This window comes from Pantoea sp. S61 (assembly GCF_016625145.1).
GTDB lineage: Bacteria > Pseudomonadota > Gammaproteobacteria > Enterobacterales > Enterobacteriaceae > Pantoea > Pantoea rwandensis_B.
In genome coordinates this window covers 368,703-389,156 of the sequence record NZ_JACVUO010000002.1, presented here as the reverse complement: position 1 = coordinate 389,156, position 20,454 = coordinate 368,703, and the positions used below count along the sequence as shown (strand labels likewise).

The 20,454-nt window shown below is 54.0% G+C and carries 21 protein-coding genes; 13 read left to right on the top strand and 8 right to left on the bottom strand.

Annotated elements, in window-relative coordinates; all coding sequences use genetic code 11:
• Positions 1-66: 66 nt before the first annotated feature.
• From IAE30_RS07145 to aspA, 3 genes are all read right to left on the bottom strand, one after another.
• On the bottom strand, positions 67-1,767 hold the full coding sequence (locus IAE30_RS07145) for a protein-disulfide reductase DsbD (protein ID WP_200678665.1): 1,701 nt from the start codon (positions 1,765-1,767) through the stop codon (positions 67-69).
• Positions 1,768-1,850: 83 nt separating this feature from the next.
• Positions 1,851-3,152 (bottom strand): anaerobic C4-dicarboxylate transporter, encoded by a 1,302-nt coding sequence (locus IAE30_RS07140; RefSeq protein WP_200678663.1) that lies wholly within the window; start codon positions 3,150-3,152, stop codon positions 1,851-1,853.
• A gap of 117 nt (positions 3,153-3,269) precedes the next feature.
• Positions 3,270-4,706, bottom strand: coding sequence for an aspartate ammonia-lyase (aspA, locus tag IAE30_RS07135; RefSeq protein WP_007886584.1), 1,437 nt, complete (start codon positions 4,704-4,706; stop codon positions 3,270-3,272).
• 375 nt (positions 4,707-5,081) lie between these two features.
• Here aspA and IAE30_RS07130 point away from each other — a divergent pair, with 375 nt between their 5' ends.
• From IAE30_RS07130 to IAE30_RS07115, 4 genes are all read left to right on the top strand, one after another.
• A complete protein-coding gene (locus IAE30_RS07130; protein ID WP_038649546.1) occupies positions 5,082-5,534 on the top strand; it encodes an FxsA family protein in 453 nt (150 codons plus the stop codon).
• Positions 5,535-5,729: 195 nt separating this feature from the next.
• Positions 5,730-6,023 (top strand): co-chaperone GroES, encoded by a 294-nt coding sequence (locus IAE30_RS07125; protein ID WP_021507766.1) that lies wholly within the window; start codon positions 5,730-5,732, stop codon positions 6,021-6,023.
• A 45-nt stretch (positions 6,024-6,068) separates the two neighbouring features.
• Complete coding sequence (gene groL, locus IAE30_RS07120) at positions 6,069-7,721, top strand: chaperonin GroEL (protein ID WP_038649541.1); 1,653 nt, start codon at positions 6,069-6,071, stop codon at positions 7,719-7,721.
• A 198-nt stretch (positions 7,722-7,919) separates the two neighbouring features.
• Positions 7,920-8,267, top strand: coding sequence for a DUF4156 domain-containing protein (locus IAE30_RS07115; protein WP_034826674.1), 348 nt, complete (start codon positions 7,920-7,922; stop codon positions 8,265-8,267).
• A gap of 71 nt (positions 8,268-8,338) precedes the next feature.
• On the opposite strand, the gene epmB is transcribed toward IAE30_RS07115, so the two are convergent.
• Entirely contained in the window at positions 8,339-9,367 is a 1,029-nt protein-coding gene (epmB, locus tag IAE30_RS07110; RefSeq protein ID WP_200678661.1) for an EF-P beta-lysylation protein EpmB, read from the bottom strand.
• A 41-nt stretch (positions 9,368-9,408) separates the two neighbouring features.
• Between epmB and efp the strand changes: the two genes are divergently transcribed.
• The 4 genes from efp to epmA all read left to right on the top strand — a co-directional run bounded on the left by efp (position 9,409) and on the right by epmA (position 11,542).
• Entirely contained in the window at positions 9,409-9,975 is a 567-nt protein-coding gene (efp, locus tag IAE30_RS07105) for an elongation factor P (RefSeq protein ID WP_034826669.1), read from the top strand.
• Between the two features lie 56 nt (positions 9,976-10,031).
• A complete protein-coding gene (locus tag IAE30_RS07100; protein ID WP_200678658.1) occupies positions 10,032-10,166 on the top strand; it encodes an entericidin A/B family lipoprotein in 135 nt (44 codons plus the stop codon).
• Between the two features lie 104 nt (positions 10,167-10,270).
• Positions 10,271-10,405, top strand: coding sequence for an entericidin A/B family lipoprotein (locus tag IAE30_RS07095; RefSeq protein ID WP_038649531.1), 135 nt, complete (start codon positions 10,271-10,273; stop codon positions 10,403-10,405).
• 159 nt (positions 10,406-10,564) lie between these two features.
• Positions 10,565-11,542, top strand: coding sequence for an elongation factor P--(R)-beta-lysine ligase (epmA, locus tag IAE30_RS07090; protein ID WP_038649528.1), 978 nt, complete (start codon positions 10,565-10,567; stop codon positions 11,540-11,542).
• Positions 11,543-11,610: 68 nt separating this feature from the next.
• Here epmA and degS read toward each other — a convergent pair whose 3' ends face one another.
• The 3 genes from degS to zapG all read right to left on the bottom strand — a co-directional run bounded on the left by degS (position 11,611) and on the right by zapG (position 14,663).
• Positions 11,611-12,690 carry an outer membrane-stress sensor serine endopeptidase DegS gene (gene degS / locus IAE30_RS07085; protein ID WP_200678656.1) on the bottom strand — a complete coding sequence of 360 codons (1,080 nt, stop codon included), beginning with the start codon at positions 12,688-12,690 and terminating at the stop codon, positions 11,611-11,613.
• An 86-nt stretch (positions 12,691-12,776) separates the two neighbouring features.
• A complete protein-coding gene (gene degQ / locus IAE30_RS07080; RefSeq protein WP_038649523.1) occupies positions 12,777-14,147 on the bottom strand; it encodes a serine endoprotease DegQ in 1,371 nt (456 codons plus the stop codon).
• 111 nt (positions 14,148-14,258) lie between these two features.
• A complete protein-coding gene (zapG, locus tag IAE30_RS07075; RefSeq protein ID WP_034826655.1) occupies positions 14,259-14,663 on the bottom strand; it encodes a Z-ring associated protein ZapG in 405 nt (134 codons plus the stop codon).
• Between the two features lie 184 nt (positions 14,664-14,847).
• On the opposite strand from zapG, the gene zapE reads away from it, so the two are divergent.
• The 5 genes from zapE to sspB all read left to right on the top strand — a co-directional run bounded on the left by zapE (position 14,848) and on the right by sspB (position 18,506).
• Positions 14,848-15,975: a cell division protein ZapE gene (gene zapE, locus IAE30_RS07070; protein ID WP_038649520.1), complete on the top strand. Its 1,128-nt coding sequence runs from the start codon at positions 14,848-14,850 to the stop codon at positions 15,973-15,975.
• Between the two features lie 239 nt (positions 15,976-16,214).
• A complete protein-coding gene (gene rplM, locus IAE30_RS07065; protein WP_034826650.1) occupies positions 16,215-16,643 on the top strand; it encodes a 50S ribosomal protein L13 in 429 nt (142 codons plus the stop codon).
• A 15-nt stretch (positions 16,644-16,658) separates the two neighbouring features.
• Positions 16,659-17,051, top strand: a complete 393-nt coding sequence (gene rpsI / locus IAE30_RS07060; RefSeq protein ID WP_034826648.1) for a 30S ribosomal protein S9 — start codon at positions 16,659-16,661, stop codon at positions 17,049-17,051.
• 327 nt (positions 17,052-17,378) lie between these two features.
• On the top strand, positions 17,379-18,020 hold the full coding sequence (sspA, locus tag IAE30_RS07055) for a stringent starvation protein SspA (RefSeq protein ID WP_034826645.1): 642 nt from the start codon (positions 17,379-17,381) through the stop codon (positions 18,018-18,020).
• Between the two features lie 3 nt (positions 18,021-18,023).
• Complete coding sequence (gene sspB / locus IAE30_RS07050) at positions 18,024-18,506, top strand: ClpXP protease specificity-enhancing factor (RefSeq protein ID WP_200678654.1); 483 nt, start codon at positions 18,024-18,026, stop codon at positions 18,504-18,506.
• A 165-nt stretch (positions 18,507-18,671) separates the two neighbouring features.
• Here the strand turns inward: sspB and IAE30_RS07045 are convergent, their stop codons facing one another.
• Positions 18,672-20,426, bottom strand: a complete 1,755-nt coding sequence (locus IAE30_RS07045; protein WP_045815870.1) for a sulfite reductase subunit alpha — start codon at positions 20,424-20,426, stop codon at positions 18,672-18,674.
• Positions 20,427-20,454 lie beyond the last annotated feature (28 nt).

Here is a 20,454-nt window from a genome sequence, read left to right as displayed (position 1 = left end):
GTGACTCTCCTCTGGAGTGCGGGCCCGCTCGCGCACGAACGGGCAGTGTCCTGCAACCAGTGTCGTTTAACGCGACAGATTGTGCAAATGCGCGCGGAAGTCGGCGGCACTCAAGAAACCGGTGATGCGAGAGTCAGGGATTTCTTTGCCTTGCGCGTCAAAAAACAGAATGGTCGGCAAGCCTAATACCTGTAAATGCTGCAACAGGGCGTTATCCTGTGCATTATTTGCGGTGACATTGGCTTGCAGTAACTGTACCTGACTTAAATCGGCACGCACGGCTTCATCGCTAAAGGTATATTTCTCAAACTCTTTGCACGCCACACACCAATCAGCGTAGAGATCGACCATGGTGATGCGGCCTTGTGCCTGCTGCAATGCGCTATCAAGCTGCTCGCTGCTGGCCACCGTTTTAAACGGCAGATGTGCGACAGATTGCGCAGTGACGCTGCTGCCAAAGGCCCAATCCTGCAACGGACGCGCGACCACCAGTGCTGCCGCCAGCAACACAATTTGCAGAATGCGCCATTTGCCATTAGCGCGCAGGCTGAGGCTAAACGCCCAGGCAAATAAGGCCACGCCGAGCAGGCTCCACAGACGTAATCCCCAGACATCGCCAACGACTCGCTCCAGCAAAAAGACCGGCAGCGCCAGAATCACAAAGCCGAAACCTTCTTTGACGCTTTGCATCCACGGACCACTTTTCGGCAGCAACTTATTGCCAAACATCGTGACCGCAATCAGCGGCAGGCCCATGCCGAAGGCATACAGCCACAGCGTGCCCGCACCGGCCCACAGGTTACCGCTTTGTGCGATATACAGCAGAATGGCACTCAGCGGCGCGGTGGTGCAGGGCGAGCAGATCAATCCCGCCAGTGCGCCCATCATAAATACGCCCGGCAATGAACCGCCTTGCTGACGGTTGCTCCACAGCGTCAGGCGTGTTTGCAGACGGGAAGGCAGCTGCAGTGAGAACAGGCCAAACATCGACAACGCCAGCACCATGAACAGCACTGACAGGCCAATCAACACGTATGGATGCTGCAGCGCAGCCTGGAAACGCAACCCTGCAGCGGCCACCACCATGCCGAGCACGGTATAGGTCAACGCCATCCCTTGCACATAGACCATCGCCAGCGCGAACAGGCGTCCAGCAGAGTAGCGACGCTGGCCACCGAGAATGATGCTGGAGATCAGTGGATACATCGGCAATACGCACGGCGTGAAGGCGACGCCGATGCCAATCAGCAGCGCCCACAGCGGTGAAAACGGCAGTGGCGTACGCTGTTGCGCAGGCTGCGCGTTCACGGCGGGTGCATCGAGATTGGCGGCAACCGGAGTGAGCGGCACTGAGCGGGTTTCGGGCGGGTAGCAGAAACCGGCGGCCGCACAGCCCTGATAGGTCACCGTGAGCGTGGCACCGGACTCAGCCTGATGCAGAGTGATAGGCACCTGTAAATCCTGCGGATAGATTTCGCTCTTGCCGAAGAACTCATCCTCATGCGGCTGTCCTGACGGCAGAGCCAGCGGTGCCATCTGTGCTTTCTGCGGCGTCACATGAATCTGCTGACGATAAAGGTAATAGCCGTCCTTCACCTTCCAGCTCAGTGTGAGTTGGTTGCCCTGCTGGCTGAAATCGAAGCCAAAGGCCTGATCCACCGGCACAAAGCGGCTGTTATTGTTAGGTGAGAAGATATTGGCCTGTGCTGAAAAGCAAAACAGCACTGCGAGGCAAAGGCCCATCAGGCGAGAAAGTCGTGCAGCCATGAGGATGTAATCAGCTCCGGTGGCGAATGAGCCGCGATGATAGCACGGCCGCCTCGCCACGAGGTTTTCAGGATGTAACGGCGCTACAGAATCAGGCTCCCAAACAGGAAGCCAAACGCCACGGAGAAGGCAATCGCCAACACGCCGGGAATGATAAAGGAGTGATTAAACACAAACTTGCCGATTCGGGTCGAACCGGTGTCATCCATTTCTACTGCGGCCAATAAGGTGGGATAGGTCGGCAACACGAACAGTGCCGAAACCGCGGCAAAGGAAGCGACTGCGGCCAGCGGGGAAACGCCGAGCATCAGTGCCGCAGGCATCAACGCCTTGGTGGTCGCTGCCTGTGAATAGAGCAGGGTAGCAGCGAAGAACAATATCAACGCCAGCATCCACGGGTAGCTCTGCAACATATCGCCTGCTGCAGTCTGGATGTCCGCCAGGTGGGCTTTGACAAAGGTATCGCCCAGCCATGCCACGCCCATCACGCAGATACAGGCACTCATGCCGGATTTGAAAGTACTGGCGCTGAGGATTTCGCCAGTATCGACTTTGCAGGTTAGGCAAATCAGTGTGGCAACGGTGAGCATAAACACCACAATCGCTTCGTTACGAGGCAGCACTGGGTTGCTGATTAACCCAACACTGTCGCTGATGGCCGTGGCGTAGAGCACCACCGCTGTGATGCCGATCAGGAACAGCAGCACGGCACGCTTGGCTCCGGGTTTAATCTCATAAACGCGCTCGCCTCGCAGGGTGACTTCGCCTTTGGCGAGCCGCGCCTGGTAAACCTCATCATCCTTTAACTCTTTACCGAGAAAGCTGGTAATCACGGCGGCACAGAATATTGCGGCCATCGTGGCTGGGATCGATACGCCCAGTAGCGCCAGATAGCTGACGCCGCGCGGTTCAAGAATTGAGGCGAAGAACACCACCGCCGCAGAAAGCGGTGAAGCGGTAATGGCGATTTGTGAGGCGACCACCGCAATCGACAATGGTCGTGAAGGGCGTACACCTTGCTCTTTGGCCACTTCGGCGATGACGGGGAGCGTCGAGAACGCAGTGTGTCCGGTACCTGCCAGCAGCGTCATTACATAGGTGACGAGTGGCGCGAGGAAGGTGACGTAGCGTGGATGGCGGCGCAGCAGGCGTTCCGCCAGGCCGACCATGTAATCGAGCCCGCCCGCAATCTGCATGGCGGCTATCGCGGCAATCACCGCCATAATAATTTCGATCACATCAAAAGGAATCGCACCCGGTTTCATGCCGCAGAACAGCGTTAGCACCAGCACACCTAAACCGCCAGCAAATCCAATCCCAATGCCGCCTAAACGCGCACCAAGCCAGATTGCCAGCAGGACAATCAGTAATTCCACTACCACCATTCGTTCCGCTCCTGAGTCGGGGGGAGATCCTGACTCTTAAAGTTGTAGCCGCCAATAAGAAAAAAGCACGCCGTAGTGTATACAAGCGTGCTTTTTTGCGACTTGATCCGGAACGGATTACTGTTCGTTTTCGTCGGTATAGCGTTTGGCTTTGTAGGTCGGATGCATCAGGTTCTGAATCGAGAAGATGTCATCCAGTTCCGCTTCGGTTAGCAACCCGCGCTCCAGCACCACTTCACGCACGCTCTTACCGGTTTCCGCACAAATCTTGCCGACGATATCGCCATTATGGTGGCCGATATACGGGTTGAGATAAGTGACGATACCGATGGAGTTGAACACGTAAGCTTCACATACGGCTTTGTTAGCCGTGATGCCGTTGACGCATTTTTCCAGCAGGTTGAAGCAGGCGTTGGTCAGAATGCTGATCGATTCGAACAGCGCCTGGCCAATCACCGGTTCCATCACGTTCAGCTGCAGCTGACCCGCTTCGGACGCCATGGTCACGGTAATGTCGTTGCCGATAACCTTGAAGCACACCTGGTTCACCACTTCTGGCACGACCGGGTTCACTTTGGCTGGCATGATTGACGAACCGGCCTGCAGTTCTGGCAGGTTGATTTCGTTCAGACCCGCACGTGGCCCGGAAGAGAGCAGGCGCAGGTCGTTACAGATCTTCGACAGTTTCACCGCCAGACGTTTCAGCGCGGAGTGCACCATCACGTAAGCACCGCAGTCGGACGTCGCTTCAATCAGGTCTTCTGCAGGTACCACTGGCAGATTACTGACTTCCGCCAGACGCTGAACCGCCAGTTGCTGGTAGCCATCCGGCGTGTTGAGGCGAGTCCCGATTGCCGTGGCGCCCAGGTTTACTTCCAGCAGCAGTTCAGCCGTGCGCAGAATGCTGCGGGTTTCTTCATTCAGCAGCACGTTAAACGCGTGGAACTCCTGGCCCAGCGTCATCGGTACCGCATCCTGAAGCTGGGTACGACCCATCTTGAGGATATTTTCGAACTCGACCGCTTTACGCTGGAAGCCTTCGCTCAGTTGGCTAATGCCATCCAGCAATTTCAGGATGGAGGCGTAAACCGCGATACGGAAACCGGTAGGATAAGCGTCGTTGGTGGACTGACACTTGTTCACGTGATCGTTCGGGTTAAGGTACTGGTATTCACCTTTCTGGTGGCCCATCAGCTCCAGGCCGATGTTCGCCAGCACTTCATTGGTGTTCATGTTAACCGAGGTACCCGCGCCGCCTTGGTAGACGTCAACCGGGAACTGATCCATGCATTTACCGTTATTCAGCACTTCATCACAGGCCTGAATAATGGTGTTTGCGATGTTGCGAGGGATTGTTTGCAGCTCTTTGTTGGCGAGCGCGGCTGCTTTTTTCACCATCACCATACCGCGAACAAACTCCGGTATGTCACTGATTTTGTTGTTACTAATGTAGAAGTTTTCAATCGCACGCAGAGTATGAACACCGTAGTAAGCGTCTGCCGGGACTTCGCGCATGCCTAACAGGTCTTCTTCGATACGAATGTTGTTCGCCATGATTACCTTCTTATTATTTCTGCGGTGTCACTGCCGGGCGACCGGGATGGTCGGGCGACAATCACTGTGCAGGTGAAGCAATTATATTGTCGTGGAATACCAGTGCCGACATATTATCCATCTTCGGGCTGGCGGGCACGATCATATTCTGTTGTTACAGAATTGTTTGTGCACAGATCACTTTACGGGCATTTACTGGCCCAGCGGTAATAACGATATGTGATGTAGTTCGCAATTTTAAGTCAGTGGGAAAAATTTGGCAGGATCGGTTGAAATCACGGGTTGAGATGCCCATCTCTATCAATACGGTCAGACAGACCATCCCTTTCTGCTGCCTGGCAAGAAGCGAGGCAGCCCTACTCACAGGAGATATCGGTGCGCTGGATACCGTTCGTGATTTTTTTTGTTCTGGCCTGGATTGAGATCTCAATTTTCATTCAGGTTGCACATGCCCTCGGCGTGCTGCTCACCATGCTACTGGTGATCTTCACCTCGTGCATCGGTGTGTCGCTGGTGAAGAACCAGGGTATGAAGAACTTCCGTCTGATGCAGGAGAAGCTGGCGCGCAATGAAAGCCCAGCGGCGGAGATGACCAAAAGCGTTTCACTGATCATCTCAGGATTTCTGTTGCTGTTGCCGGGATTTTTTACTGACTTTCTTGGCCTGCTGCTGCTGTTACCGCCGGTACAGAAGCACCTGACGCTGAAATTAATGCCGCATCTGCGTGTGTGGCGCGGACCCGGCGCAGGGCCGGACAGTGGCTATACCATGGATGGTGAATACGAACGAAAGGATCAGGATCGTATTGGCCACGATAAAGATCACTGAGTCTAACCAAGGCGGCGTAAGCCGCCTTTTTGCTGCCTTTTTCGCCATCTGTTACGCAAACGAAAATTTTTTATTTTTTTCCCCTTGAAAGCCCTTTTTAGTGACCCTATCTCTCTCTCCACGAGGCCGGAAGCCATGCAGTCCGGCTCAACCCAAAAAACTGAATGATTGGATTTCTCAAAGGAGAGCTACCAAATGAAAATTCGTCCGTTGCACGATCGCGTTATCGTCAAGCGTAAAGAAGTTGAAGCTAAATCTGCTGGCGGTATCGTTCTGACCGGCTCTGCAGCTGGCAAATCAACTCGTGGTGAAGTTCTGGCTGTGGGTAATGGCCGCATCCTGGAAAACGGCGATGTTAAGCCGCTGGACGTGAAAGTTGGCGATCTGGTTATCTTCAGCGAAGGCTACGGCGCCAAAACTGAGAAGATCGACAACGAAGAAGTTCTGATCATCTCTGAAAGCGACATCCTGGCGATTGTCGAAGCGTAATTACGCGTAATTCACTGAACGAAACGAATTTAAGGGATATTTGAAATGGCAGCTAAAGACGTAAAATTCGGTAATGACGCGCGCGTAAAAATGCTGCGTGGCGTGAACGTACTGGCAGATGCAGTAAAAGTTACCCTGGGCCCGAAAGGCCGTAACGTGGTTCTGGATAAATCTTTTGGTGCACCGACCATCACCAAAGATGGTGTTTCTGTTGCGCGTGAAATCGAGCTGGAAGACAAGTTCGAAAACATGGGTGCACAGATGGTGAAAGAAGTGGCCTCTAAAGCGAACGACGCTGCGGGCGACGGCACCACCACTGCAACCGTTCTGGCTCAGTCTATCGTGAACGAAGGCCTGAAAGCTGTTGCGGCTGGCATGAACCCAATGGACCTGAAGCGCGGTATCGATAAAGCCGTTGCTGCAGCCGTTGAAGAGCTGAAAGCGCTGTCTGTTCCTTGCCAGGATACTAAAGCGATTGCTCAGGTAGGTACCATCTCTGCTAACTCCGACGAATCCGTGGGTACTCTGATCGCTGACGCGATGGAGAAAGTGGGCAAAGAAGGCGTTATCACCGTTGAAGAAGGCACCGGCCTGCAGGACGAGCTGGACGTGGTTGAAGGTATGCAGTTCGACCGCGGCTACCTGTCTCCGTACTTCATCAACAAGCCAGAGACGGGTGCTATCGAACTGGATGCTCCATTCATCCTGTTAGCCGATAAGAAAATCTCTAACATCCGTGAACTGCTGCCAGTACTGGAAGCGGTTGCAAAAGCCGGTAAACCACTGCTGATCATCGCTGAAGATGTTGAAGGCGAAGCACTGGCAACACTGGTGGTTAACACCATGCGCGGTATCGTGAAAGTGGCTGCGGTTAAAGCACCAGGCTTCGGCGACCGTCGTAAAGCAATGCTGCAGGATATCGCTATCCTGACTGGCGGTACCGTTATCTCTGAAGAGATCGGTCTGGACCTGGAAAAAGCCACCCTGGAAGACCTGGGTCAGGCTAAGCGTGTTGTGATCAACAAAGATACTTCTACCATCATCGATGGCGTGGGCGATCAGGGCGCAATCCAGGGCCGTGTCACTCAGATCCGTCAGCAGATCGAAGAAGCCACTTCTGATTACGACAAAGAAAAACTGCAGGAGCGCGTAGCGAAACTGGCAGGCGGCGTAGCCGTTCTGAAAGTGGGCGCAGCCACTGAAGTTGAAATGAAAGAGAAGAAAGCACGCGTTGAAGATGCCCTGCACGCTACCCGTGCTGCGGTTGAAGAAGGCGTGGTTGCTGGTGGTGGTGTTGCACTGGTTCGCGTTGCAGCGAAAATCGCTGCTTCCGGCCTGAAAGGTCAGAACGAAGATCAGAACGTGGGTATCAAAGTTGCGCTGCGCGCAATGGAAGCACCTCTGCGTCAGATCGTTTCTAACGCCGGTGAGGAGCCATCTGTTGTTGCTAACAACGTGAAAGCGGGCGACGGCAACTACGGCTACAACGCACAGACTGAAGAGTACGGCAACATGCTCGACTTCGGTATCCTGGACCCAACCAAAGTGACCCGTTCTGCGCTGCAGTACGCGTCTTCTGTTGCGGGCCTGATGATTACCACCGAAGCGATGGTGACCGACCTGCCTAAAGGCGATGCTCCTGATTTAGGTGGCGCTGGCGGCATGGGTGGCATGGGCGGAATGGGCGGCATGATGTAATTTGCCCCTGACTGCTTAAGTCACGTGAAAAACCCTCGATCGGAAACGGTCGGGGGTTTTTCTTTTGGTGGCGAACAAGGTATAAGTATGAGCGCAATACTTCGGCTTTGCGGGTTTAGGGCAATGAATGTTCAGAAATAAAGTGTGCTTTTCTGCTAAGCTGCCGCCCGACACTGATGATAATAAATGGGGATTACAATGCGGATTAACCTCTTGCTCGGACTGGCGGTAGGGACTTTACTGCTAGCGGGCTGCAGCAGCTCCAATCAACTGAGTTCCGGCGGACAGCGTGTCACTTTCGTTGACCAACAGCCTGGAAGCCAATGTCAGCTGCTGGGCAATGTCACCGGCTCACAGAGCAACTGGTTGAGCGGATCAGGCGGTGAAGGCAGTTCTTTGCGTGGCGCAGCCAATGACCTGCGTAACCGCGCGGCAGAGATGGGTGGCAACGTGATTTACGGTGCAACCAGCCCAACGCAGAACCTGCTCTCAGCTTTCGCACCGCTTGACAGCAAAATGTCTGGTCAGGTGTATAAGTGCCCGTAATGGTATGAAAGATATGTAAAAAAAGCCGCTGATGCGGCTTTTTTTTGTGGGCGCAATGTCTCGCGCGGCGGTTATTCCTGACGTAGCTGTAAATCCAGCGGTGTTTTGCTCGGCTCACCACCAATCTCGCGCGCCAGCTTCGGCACCATATAACCCGATACCATGGTTAACAACTGGCGCACTAGCGCACGGGCTTCATCATCCGACACAAAGAAATGCGCCGCGCCCTGTACTTTATCCAGCACGTGCAGGTAATAGGGCAGAATGCCGGCATCAAACAGCGCGTTGCTCAGGTTAGCCAGCACTTGTGCATCATCATTGATACCGCGCAGCAGCACGCTTTGATTAAGTAAAGTGACGCCCGCACGTTTTAGCATCTGCATGCCGTAGTGCAGCTCATCGTCAATCTCTTGCGCGTGGTTGATATGGCTCACCATCAGCACTTGCAGGCGCGTTTCGGCCAGAATCTGGCATAACCCTTCGGTAATGCGTGCGGGGATCACTACCGGGAGGCGGCTATGAATGCGCAGACGCTTCAGGTGCGGGATTTTCTCCAGCGCGCCGACCAGCCACGCCAGCTCATGGTCTTTGGCCATTAGCGGATCGCCACCCGAGAAGATAATCTCATCCAGCTCTGGATGCTCAGCGATGTAATCAATCGCCGCCTGCCAGTTGCGCTTATTGCCCTGATTATCCTGATAGGGGAAATGGCGACGGAAGCAGTAGCGGCAGTTAACCGCACAGCCACCTTTCACCAGCAACAACGCACGGTTGCGATACTTATGCAATAAACCGGGCACCACGCTACTTTGCTCATCCAGCGGGTCAGTGCTGTAACCTGGCGCATCAACAAACTCCTGACGGCTGGTCACCACCTGCAGCAAAAGGGGGTCGTTTGCATCGCCTGGCGTCATGCGCTGAATAAAGGCACGCGGCACGCGCAGCGCAAAAAGCTTGCGCGCATCGTTGCCTGCGGCCAGATCCGCATGCTGTTCGAGAGATAAAAGTTGCAGTAATTCAGTAGGATGGGTGACAACATCAGCAAGTTGCTGCAACCAATCTTCTCTGATGGGGGGATTTAGGGTTACAATGTTTGCCATTTTTTTGGCTATTACCAGTTCAATATTTACAGAGGGCCTTTATGGCGACTTATCTTAGCAACGATTTCCGTCCCGGTCTTAAAATCATGTTCGAAGGCGAGCCATATGCCATCGAAGCCAGTGAGTTCGTTAAACCGGGTAAAGGCCAGGCATTTGCACGCGTTAAAATGCGTCGTCTGCTGACCGGTTCTCGCGTTGAGAAGACCTTCAAATCTACCGACTCTGCCGAAGGCGCAGACGTTCGTGATATGACGCTGCAGTACTCTTACAACGACGGCGACTTCTATTACTTCATGCACCCAGAATCTTTCGAGCAGTATCAGATCGAATCTAAAGTGCTGGACGACGTGACCAAATGGTTGCAGGACAATGCGGATTGTATCGTTACCCTGTGGAACGATAAAGCGATCGCTGTTCAGCCACCGAACTTCATCGAAGCAGAAGTCATCGAAACAGATCCAGGTCTGAAAGGTGATACTGCCGGTACCGGCGGCAAGCCAGCGACCCTGTCTACTGGCGCAGTGATCAAAGTTCCACTGTTCGTGCAGATTGGTGAAGTGGTTAAAGTTGACACCCGCTCTGGCGAATACGTTTCGCGCGTAAAATAATTGCCAAATCAGGCGCATCACTCGATGCGCCTTTTTTCCTTTATGAGTTCAGAATAATGAAAAAGATGGCGAAATTGGCTGTTTTTGCGTTGCTGGTCTCTTCTGCTTTGAGTGCCTGCAACACTTTCCACGGCTTTGGTGAAGACGTCTCCCATTTGGGCGGTGCCATTTCACGCGCAACTGATAAATAAATTGCGAGGGCGCCGCCTTTTCTCAGCGGCTTAGCCAGCAAGGTCGTGTATAAGGTCTATGCTTGAATGGCTGTACTTTTATTGCAACCAACAAGGATATGGCTATGTTAAAGAAAAGTATTGTCGCGATTCTTTCTGTTCTGGTGCTTTCCTCTGTGTTGACCGCCTGCAACACCACCCGTGGTGTTGGCGAGGACGTTCAGGCCGGTGGCAAAGCGATTCAGCGCAGCGCACAGTGATCCAAACCGGTGCGAAACCCGATTTCGTACCGGATTTCCTGACTCCCTCTTTCTTTGTCTGAAAAAGCACCGCTAACGCCTTCGATCCCGTCACGCCGTTGTTTGCCGTAGCCAATACGGGTAGACTTCTCCCCCTTATGTGTATAAGGAGTCACCAACATGAGCGAAACGGCAAGCTGGCAGCCGAGCGCACCCATTGCCAATTTGTTGAAACGCGCCGCTATCTTAGCGGAAATTCGGCGTTTCTTTGCCGATCGCGGCGTGCTGGAGGTCGATACCCCGGCAATGAGCCAGGCGACCATCACGGATATCCATCTGGTCCCATTCCAGACGCGCTTTGTGGGTCCAGGCGCAGCGGAAGGGCGCGATCTGTGGCTGATGACCAGCCCGGAATATCATATGAAGCGCCTGCTGGCGGCGGGCAGTGGCCCGATCTATCAGATGGGGCGTTGCTTCCGTAATGAGGAGGCAGGTCGTCATCATAATCCAGAGTTCACCATGCTGGAGTGGTATCGTCCTCACTATGATATGTATCGCCTGATGAATGAAGTCGATGATCTGATGCAGCAGGTGCTGGAGTGCGATAGCGCCGAATCTTTATCGTATCAGCAGGCGTTTATTCGCCATCTGGAACTTGATCCTTTGTCAGCGGATAAAACGCAGCTGCGTGAAGCCGCGACGAAGTTGGGTGAGGGTGAACTGGCGAACCGTGAAGAAGACCGTGATACCTTGTTGCAGCTGCTGTTTATGCTGGGTGTTGAACCGAAGATTGGTAACGACAAACCGTGCTTCGTGTATCACTTCCCGGCCAGTCAGGCGGCATTGGCCGAAATCAGCACTGAGGATCATCGCGTCGCTGAGCGTTTCGAGGTGTATTACAAAGGCGTGGAGCTGGCTAACGGCTTCCGCGAGTTAACCGATAGCCGCGAACAGCGTCAGCGCTTTGAGCAGGATAATCGTCGCCGTGCAGCGCGTGGCTTACCGCAGCATCCGATTGATACCAACCTGCTGGATGCGCTGGCACATGGCATGCCTGCTTGTTCAGGTGTGGCGTTGGGTGTGGATCGTTTGATTATGCTGGCGTTGAAAGCCAATGCATTAAGCGACGTGATTGCCTTCCCGGTGGATCGTAGCTAATTATTCTTGCTCGGGATAGGGTGATTCAGACAACAGCGGCGCATATTGCGCCGCTGTTCATTTCATCGTTACTGCTGTGTCGTGGGAGCGGCAGGTGCCTCTGGAAACTCCTGAATAGTGACCGGCAGCATCATCTTCTGTTCGTTACGCAGAACCTGCACCTGAATCACCGATCCTGGACGAATCTCGGCGACCTGATCCATGGTTTCCTGCGCCGACAGCGCCGGTTTGCCGTTCACCTGTAAAAGCACATCATTGGCTTGAATCCCTGCCTGGTCGGCTGGCCCGCCTGGCGTAACCTCACTGACGATAATACCCTGTGCACGATCCAGACTGCTGCCCTGACCGTGTAGCGGCGGCAGCTCACGGCCGGTGATGCCGATATAGCCACGAATGACCCGACCGTCACGAATCAACTTATCCATGATCTTGGTTGCCAACGCGGTTGGAATCGCAAAGCCAATCCCTTCCGGCGTTTCGCCATCATTGCTTTTATCAAATGTCAGGGTGTTAATGCCCATCAGTTCGCCGAGCGAGTTAATCAGCGCACCGCCTGAGTTGCCCTGATTGATGGATGCATCGGTCTGCAGGAAATTTTGACGACCTGATGAGCTCAAGCCCACGCGCCCGGTGGCACTGATAATGCCCTGAGTGACGGTCTGCCCGAGGTTGTAGGGGTTACCAATCGCCATCACCACATCGCCGATATGTGCGATACGGTTCGCGTTAATCGGAATCACCGGCAGGTTAGTGGCGCTGATCTTCAGCACCGCTAAATCGGTCATCGCATCTGAACCCACTAAAGTGGCTTCAAAGAAGCGGCCATCCTGCAACGCCACGATGATCTGGTCGGCGTTATTAATCACATGCTTGTTCGTGAGAATGTAGCCTTTCATGTTCATGATCACGCCAGAACCCAGCGTGGTGATACCGCGATTGTTGTTGCCATGGGCACTGCGGTTGTAGACGTTGACCACCGCAGGCACAGCGCGGCGCACCCCCTGATTGAAACTCACGGGGGATTCATCATCACTGTTGTCATGATCAAAGGTGACGTTGCTGCTCATACGCAGCGCAGGAATCGCAACCAGCAGCAAACCCGCTACGATCAGGCCCATCACCACAGAACGCAAAAGTTTAAGAAACATGGTGTTATTTCAGGAAAGGTGGGATCGCTGGGCAGAATAACATGAGAAAGGCGGACAAACACCTGCTTGTCCGCCTGTTACGAGGATTATCGCATAAGTAAGTAAATGCTCTCGTCGCCGCGCACCACGTTCAGTGCCAGGATCGCGGGTTTACTTTCCAGCGCTTTACGCATTTCAGCCAGCGAGGTCACACGATCGCGGTTCACACCGACAATCACATCATCTTTCTGCAAACCTGCCTGCTCCGCTGGCGTGCCTTTTTCGATGGCATCCACTTTCACGCCTTTATCACCGGCTTTAGAGGCACCATCGCTCAAGGTGGCACCTTGTAACGCCGGAGACATCAGCTGGGCGCTGGCGGTGGTTTGCGCGCTCTGTTCCAGCGTCACGGTCACAGTCACCGGTTTGCCTTCACGCAGCAGACCAATTTTCACCTGCTGACCTGGTGGGGTGGTGCCCACTTTTACGCGCAGCTCGGCAAAGCTGGTGATCGCTTTGTCATTGATGGAGGTGATGATGTCGCCCGCTTTAATGCCCGCTTTCTGCGCCGCTGAATTAGGCAGCACTTCAGAAACAAAGGCACCGCGCTGCGCGTCAACGTTAAAGGCTTTGGCGATGTCAGGCGTCATTTCGGTGCCTTTAATGCCCAACTGACCACGCTTCACTTCACCAGACTGAATCAGCTGCTGCGCGAGGTTCATCGCCATATTGCTTGGGATCGCGAAGCCGATACCGATGTTGCCGCCACTGGAGGCCAGAATCGCGGTGTTGATACCAATCAGCTCGCCATTCAGGTTCACCAGCGCACCGCCAGAGTTACCCCGGTTGATTGCTGCATCGGTCTGGATGAAGTTTTCCAGACCTTCAAGGTTCAACCCGCTGCGGCCGAGCGCCGAAATAATGCCGGAGGTGGCCGTTTGGCCAAGACCGAAGGGGTTACCGATAGCCACGGCAAAATCGCCCACTTTCAGCGCGTCGGAGTCGGCGATTTTCACCTGCGTCAGATTTTTAGCGCCTTCAACCTGGATCAGCGCGATATCGGTTTGCTCATCATGGCCAATCAGCTTGGCATCATATTCATTGCCATCGCTGAGCTGGACGCTGATTTTATCGGCACCGTTTACCACGTGATTGTTGGTGAGAATGTAACCTTTAGCCGCATCAATGATGACACCTGAACCAAGGCCCTCAAACGGCTGCGGCTGGGATTGTCCCGGTGCCTGGCCAAAGAAGCGCTTTAGCGGTTCAGGAATATCCTGTGCCTGCTGGCCGCTGTCGGTGCCTTCAACATGCACGCTAACGACCGCGGGCAGAACTTTTTCCAGCATGGGTGCCAGACTCGGCAGTGCTTGTCCCTGCACCTGTGCGGGCAGCGTCGCCATCGCGCCAGGCGTTGCCGCCAGACTCATCCCAATACTCAAGGCTAATGCGCTTAACAGTCGTGCTTGTTTTTTCATTGCTACAACGCTCTCGCTGCGAAAGAAGAAAGGGGATAGAAAGTGTGACAGTAGTTTGGCGTAAGTGTTCGGAAAACAAAAAGGGCACAGCTAAGCTGTGCCCCAAAAGGATTATTTACGCGGAGTACGGTCGCTACCACGCAGCAAACCCGATGCGCCATCAGAGTAATCACGCGGCATTTGCACCGGTGCTTGGTCATTGTCCGCTTCGGCTTCCGTTAACTGATAAGCAAACGGATTTTTTTCGCCCGGCAGATTTGGCAGCAGGTCATTCGAACCCTTCGCCATATGCTGATACAGCTGGCGGTAGTCATGTGCCATGTTGTCCAGCAATTCTGCGCTGCGCGCAAAGTGGTTGGTGAGCTCTTCACGATAATCTGCCAGCTCAGCCTTCGATTTTTCCAGTTCGTACTGCATGCTTCGCTGCTCACGCAGCTTCTTGTTGCCAAAACGCATAACGACTGCGCCGACAATAATGCCAATCACTAAACCAATCAGCCCGTATTCCCAGGTCATAATGACTCCCGTGTAATTTCCGTTGCTTCGTAGGGCATTGCTTCTGTTTCCACTTCAATAGCAGCCACTATAACCAATAATCTTATGGAAGTGGAACTATCGGGCTGCATCGCTTACTGTAGAGCGGCCTAATTTTCGCCAACCGACCCGTGAATCGGACTTTTTCAGGGATTCTGAGAGAACCATGCAAACCTCATCTCCGCTTGCCCGCTATGAGCAGGCGCTGTCACAGGGCGAGTTCCGCCCGGATGATGTACAACGTGAAGCCATTACCCGTTTAGATGCTATCCAGCAAGGATTGATTGCCCGCAAGCCCTCGCAGGAACCTGCGGCGAAAGGGCTGTTTGGCCGCCTGTCAAAGCTGATGGGTAAAGAGAAAAGCAGCAGCGAAGCCCCGGTGCGCGGGCTGTATATGTGGGGCGGCGTGGGTCGCGGTAAAACCTGGGTAATGGATTTGTTTTTTCAGTCTATTCCTGGCGACCGCAAACTTCGTCTGCATTTTCACCGCTTTATGCTGCGCGTCCATGAAGAACTGACGCAGTTACAAGGCCATAGCGATCCGCTGCTGATCGTGGCCGACCGCTTTAAAGCGGAGACCGATATTCTCTGCTTCGACGAATTCTTCGTTTCAGACATTACGGATGCGATGCTGTTGGGTACGCTAATGCAAGCGCTGTTTGATCGCGGCATTGCGCTGGTGGCGACTTCCAATATTCCGCCTGACGATCTCTATCGCAATGGCCTGCAGCGCCCGCGTTTTCTGCCCGCCATCGAGCAGATCAAACGTCATTGTGATGTGATGAACGTCGATGCGGGTATCGACTATCGCTTGCGTACCCTCACGTCAGCCCATCTGTGGAATTTCCCGCTCAATGAGGACACGCATGCCGAAATGGAGCGCATGTTCCGCGCGCTTTCAGGTAAGCCGCGTGAAGATGCCCCCGTGCTGGACATTAACCATCGTGAGATGCCAACGCTGGGCGTTAACGAAGGCGTGCTGGCGATCGATTTCCTCACGCTGTGCGGCACCGGGCGTAGCCAGCATGACTACATCGAGCTATCACGCCGCTTCCACAGCGTATTGCTGTATGATGTGCCGGTGATGATTTACAAGACGGAAGATCAGGCGCGCCGCTTCCTGGCGTTGGTCGATGAATTCTACGAGCGCCACGTGAAACTGGTGGTGGCGGCCGAAACGTCATTGTTTGAAATTTATCAGGGCACGCGCCTGAAGTTTGAGTATCAACGCTGCTTGTCGCGTTTGCAGGAGATGCAAAGCGAAGAGTATTTGCGTCTGCCGCATCTGCCCTAATGACGTGGGCAAAAATCGCAGGATTTCGATGCAAAAAGGTTCGATCTTTGAGTTCGACTTCTCTATAATCTTGCGACCCCACGTTACAGCATCGGTTTTCTTTCCCAAGAACTCGATGTGATCCGGTAACTCACTTGAAGGGGTGGCTTGCTGGGCAAAATGGTCGTGTGAGCCTCAATCGTTTACTTAGCGTTTGGGATTTCACCAACGTGTAACTTTTTATTTGGGTAAGCTTTTCAATGAAAACTTTTACAGCTAAACCAGAAACCGTACAGCGTGACTGGTATGTTGTTGACGCAACGGGCAAAACCTTGGGTCGCCTGGCGACTGAACTGGCGCGCCGTCTGCGTGGTAAGCACAAAGCGGAATACACTCCGCACGTTGATACCGGTGATTACATCATCGTTCTGAACGCTGAGAAAGTTGCTGTAACCGGCAACAAGCGTACTGACAAGATTTACTATCACCACACTGGCCACATCGGTGGTATCAAGCAAGCGACCTTTGCAGAGATGATCGAGCGCCGTCCTGAGCGTGTGATTGAAATCGCGGTTAAAGGCATGCTGCCGAAAGGCCCACTGGGTCGTGCTATGTACCGTAAACTGAAAGTTTACGCAGGCAACGAGCACACTCACGCGGCGCAGCAACCGCAAGTTCTTGACATTTAATCGGGATTATAGGCAATGGCTGAAACTCAAAACTACGGCACTGGTCGCCGCAAAAGCTCTGCCGCTCGCGTCTTCATCAAGCCGGGTAGCGGTAACATCGTAATTAACCAGCGCTCACTGGAGCAATACTTCGGTCGCGAGACTGCACGCATGGTCGTGCGTCAGCCGCTGGAGCTGGTTGATATGGTTGGTAAATTTGACCTGTACATCACTGTTAAAGGTGGTGGTATTTCTGGTCAGGCTGGTGCGATCCGTCACGGTATCACACGCGCTCTGATGGAATACGACGAGTCTCTGCGTCCTGAACTGCGTAAAGCGGGCTTCGTTACCCGTGACGCACGTGAAGTTGAACGTAAGAAAGTCGGCCTGCGTAAAGCACGTCGTCGTCCGCAGTTCTCTAAGCGTTAATTGTTGCTGCTTCGGCAGACACAATTTGCTCAAAAAACCCGCTTCGGCGGGTTTTTTATTGCCGCCATTCACGATTTTTCACGCTAAAAACGCGAGCTTTACCCGCATTTTGCCCGCAAATCATTATCCCTGCCCCACAAGCTGCTTAAAATCTGGTAAACTCACTGACACTTTGCGCCCGCAAGCCGGAGCGTTGTGCGCGTTATTTCTGTCGGGACGACGGAAAAGCGCCACTGACGTTGGCTGCGTGCGAATCTGATGAGCAGGTGAGTCGCCGCGTGGTTGGCTATTCGCAGTATCTTTTTGTGAACAAACTTGGAGGTTTTCATGGCTGTCGCTGCCAACAAACGTTCGGTAATGACGCTGTTTTCCGGTCCGACTGACATTTTTAGCCATCAAGTACGTATTGTACTGGCTGAAAAGGGCGTCAGCGTGGAGATCGAGCAGGTTGAAACGGATAACCTGCCGCAGGATCTGATTGACCTCAACCCGTATCGCACTGTACCAACGCTGGTCGACCGTGAACTGACGTTGTATGAATCACGCATCATCATGGAATACCTGGATGAGCGTTTCCCGCATCCACCGCTGATGCCTGTTTATCCGGTTGCCCGTGGTGAAAGCCGTCTGATGATGCACCGCATCGAGCAGGACTGGTACACCCTGATGCGCGCAATCGAAACCGGTAACAACGCTGAAGCAGATGCCGCGCGCAAACAACTGCGTGAAGAGCTGCTGGCGATTGCCCCGCTGTTCTCTCGCACGCCGTTCTTTATGAGCGAAGAGTTCAGCCTGGTTGATTGCTACCTGGCACCGCTGCTGTGGCGCCTGCCGCAAATGGGCGTTGAACTGGTTGGTGCCGGTTCTAAAGAGCTGAAAGGCTACATGACGCGCGTATTTGAACGTGACTCTTTCCTCGCTTCATTAACGGAAGCGGAACGTGAAATGCGCCTGCAAGCCCGGGGCTAATGTATGGAAATGTCGCAACTAACGGCTCGTCGTCCATATCTGCTGCGTGCGTTTTATGACTGGCTGCTCGACAACCAGTTAACGCCGCATCTGGTGGTCGACATCAATCTGCCTGGTGTGCAGGTGCCGCTGGAGTATGCGCGTGATGGCCAGATCGTTCTGAACATTGCGCCGCGCGCTGTCGGTAACCTCGACCTCGCCAATGACGAAGTGCGTTTCAATGCGCGCTTCGGCGGCGTGCCGCGCCAAGTTTCTGTGCCAATGGCCGCTGTGCTGGCCATCTACGCACGTGAAAACGGTGCAGGTACCATGTTCGAACCGGAACCGGCTTACGAGCTGGAAACCAACGAAAAGGAAGGCCAGGAAGAGACGATGATGTCTGTGATTGATGGCGATCGTCCCGACGATGCGGCTGATAACGATCACTCGCCGGATGATGAACCGCCACCGCGTGGTGGGCGCCCTTCATTACGCGTGGTGAAGTAAATCGCATGAAATAAGAAACGGGCCAATTGGCCCGTTTCTTTATGGATGCACTTCTCAATAACGGCGCGATTGATCGCACATCTGAACCGCTGTTACATGGCGCGATTCAGCGTGCTGCGACAGCAGAGGTTAAAAAGGAAGCTCATCAGCTTCCTCTTATGGGTCTTAGTAGACGTCACGCAGATAGCGTTTATCTTTCTTCAACTGGTCAATGTAAGCCGCTGCACGTTCGCTGGAGAGGCCACCAAACTGGCGCACCACTTCATACAGCGCTGCATCCACGTCTTTCGCCATGCGTGAAGCATCGCCACAAACATAGAAGTACGCGCCATCCTGCAGCCAGGCATACAGTTCAGCGCCTTTTTCCAGCATACGGTTCTGTACGTAGATCTTCTCTTCCTGATCGCGTGAAAACGCCAGGTCGAGATGTGTTAACAGACCGCTTTGCTGCCAGCCGTTGAGCTCATCTTCATAGATGTAGTCGTGTTCCTGATGCTGATCGCCAAAGAACAGCCAGTTCTTACCTTCAGCACCCGTTGACTGACGTTCCTGCAAGAACGCACGGAACGGAGCAATACCGGTGCCAGGGCCAACCATGATCAGCGGAGCATTGCCGTTAGCCGGCACGCGGAACGCTTTGTTTGGCGAAATAAAGATCGCTGGCTTCTCGCCACGGCGCACGCGCTCGGCCAGATAGGTAGAGCAGACGCCTTTACGCTCACGGCCACCGCTGTGATAGCGCACGGAAGCAATCGTCAGGTGCACCTGATTCGGATGCGTTTTGGAGCTGGAGGAGATGGAGTACGCACGGTGTTGCAACGGACGCAGCATCGCCACGAACTCTGGCACAGACAGAGTGCGCTTCAGCTCAAGCTGCAGCAGGTCCAGCGTGTCTTTGCCCCACAGCCAGTTAGCCAGGGTGTCTTTATCGTCGTGCTGTAATACGTGCAGCAGTTCCTGGTTGGCAGTGTGTTGACCCACCCACTCAATCAGCTTGCGCGATGGTTCGGAGATCTCGAACTGGTAGGTCAGCAGATCGCCGAGGTTACGATCAAAGCCTGGCACCGGGGTTTCATAGTCCGCTTTCAGCTCGCTCAGCAACAGGCTAACCAGCTCAGCATCGTTCACTGGGATGACACCCAATGCGTCACCGGCTTCATATTTCAGGCCGCTGTCAGTGAGATCGAATTCAAAGTGGCGAATATCTTTCGCCGATGATTCGCCAGACAGACGCTTGTTCGTCGCCAGCGCTGCAGCATAAGGGTTTTGCTTGTTGCTACCTGGAATCACCGGTGCTTCTGGCGCGCTCTCTAACACCGTGCCGCTGCTACCGGCACTGGCGGCAAACTGTGGCATCGCGTCGCCAATCCATGCGCTGGAAGGCTCTTCAAAATCAATATCGCAGTCGATGCGGTCAAAGACGCGTTTTGCACCCAGCTGTTCCAGACGCATATCGAAGAATTTACCGGCCTGGCAGAAGCCATCGTAGCCGGTATCGCCGATCGCCAGGATAGCAAAGTGCATCTGCTCCAGACGTGGCGCGGTGCTGGCTGAGAGTGCTTGCCAGAACAGCTGGGCATTGTCCGGCATCTCGCCTTCACCGTAGGTGGAGGTGACAATTAGCACATGACGCATGGTGGCGAACACGTCCAGGTCTACTTCGCCCAATGCCTGAACCACCGGCACCAGACCTTTGGCACGCGCGGCTTTAGCGGCAGTTTGCGCCAGCGCTTCTGCGTTGCCGGTCTGTGAACCGAACAGAATGTGCAACTGCGTGTTGGTGGCGCCACCGGCCGCAGGTGCCGTCTGCTTATCTTCTAATACCAACAGACGCGAGTGGAGACCGGCGAGAAAACCCGCCAGCCAGTATTTCTGTTCGCCGTTAAACGGCGCATCTTCAGGAATGTAAGGAATCTTCATGGATATCTGTACTCAAACCCGTCTCGTG

Coding starts and splice junctions, on each gene's coding strand:
- IAE30_RS07140 (WP_200678663.1), bottom strand. CDS start 3,152: ATGGTGGTAGTGGAATTACTGATTGTCCTGCTGGCAATCTGGCTTGGT.
- rpsI (WP_034826648.1), top strand. CDS start 16,659: ATGGCTGAAACTCAAAACTACGGCACTGGTCGCCGCAAAAGCTCTGCC.
- sspB (WP_200678654.1), top strand. CDS start 18,024: ATGGAAATGTCGCAACTAACGGCTCGTCGTCCATATCTGCTGCGTGCG.
- IAE30_RS07100 (WP_200678658.1), top strand. CDS start 10,032: ATGAAAAAGATGGCGAAATTGGCTGTTTTTGCGTTGCTGGTCTCTTCT.
- IAE30_RS07095 (WP_038649531.1), top strand. CDS start 10,271: ATGTTAAAGAAAAGTATTGTCGCGATTCTTTCTGTTCTGGTGCTTTCC.
- IAE30_RS07145 (WP_200678665.1), bottom strand. CDS start 1,767: ATGGCTGCACGACTTTCTCGCCTGATGGGCCTTTGCCTCGCAGTGCTG.
- IAE30_RS07045 (WP_045815870.1), bottom strand. CDS start 20,426: ATGAAGATTCCTTACATTCCTGAAGATGCGCCGTTTAACGGCGAACAG.
- IAE30_RS07125 (WP_021507766.1), top strand. CDS start 5,730: ATGAAAATTCGTCCGTTGCACGATCGCGTTATCGTCAAGCGTAAAGAA.
- IAE30_RS07115 (WP_034826674.1), top strand. CDS start 7,920: ATGCGGATTAACCTCTTGCTCGGACTGGCGGTAGGGACTTTACTGCTA.
- epmA (WP_038649528.1), top strand. CDS start 10,565: ATGAGCGAAACGGCAAGCTGGCAGCCGAGCGCACCCATTGCCAATTTG.
- degQ (WP_038649523.1), bottom strand. CDS start 14,147: ATGAAAAAACAAGCACGACTGTTAAGCGCATTAGCCTTGAGTATTGGG.
- groL (WP_038649541.1), top strand. CDS start 6,069: ATGGCAGCTAAAGACGTAAAATTCGGTAATGACGCGCGCGTAAAAATG.
- aspA (WP_007886584.1), bottom strand. CDS start 4,706: ATGGCGAACAACATTCGTATCGAAGAAGACCTGTTAGGCATGCGCGAA.
- sspA (WP_034826645.1), top strand. CDS start 17,379: ATGGCTGTCGCTGCCAACAAACGTTCGGTAATGACGCTGTTTTCCGGT.
- efp (WP_034826669.1), top strand. CDS start 9,409: ATGGCGACTTATCTTAGCAACGATTTCCGTCCCGGTCTTAAAATCATG.
- degS (WP_200678656.1), bottom strand. CDS start 12,690: ATGTTTCTTAAACTTTTGCGTTCTGTGGTGATGGGCCTGATCGTAGCG.
- zapE (WP_038649520.1), top strand. CDS start 14,848: ATGCAAACCTCATCTCCGCTTGCCCGCTATGAGCAGGCGCTGTCACAG.
- rplM (WP_034826650.1), top strand. CDS start 16,215: ATGAAAACTTTTACAGCTAAACCAGAAACCGTACAGCGTGACTGGTAT.
- zapG (WP_034826655.1), bottom strand. CDS start 14,663: ATGACCTGGGAATACGGGCTGATTGGTTTAGTGATTGGCATTATTGTC.
- epmB (WP_200678661.1), bottom strand. CDS start 9,367: ATGGCAAACATTGTAACCCTAAATCCCCCCATCAGAGAAGATTGGTTG.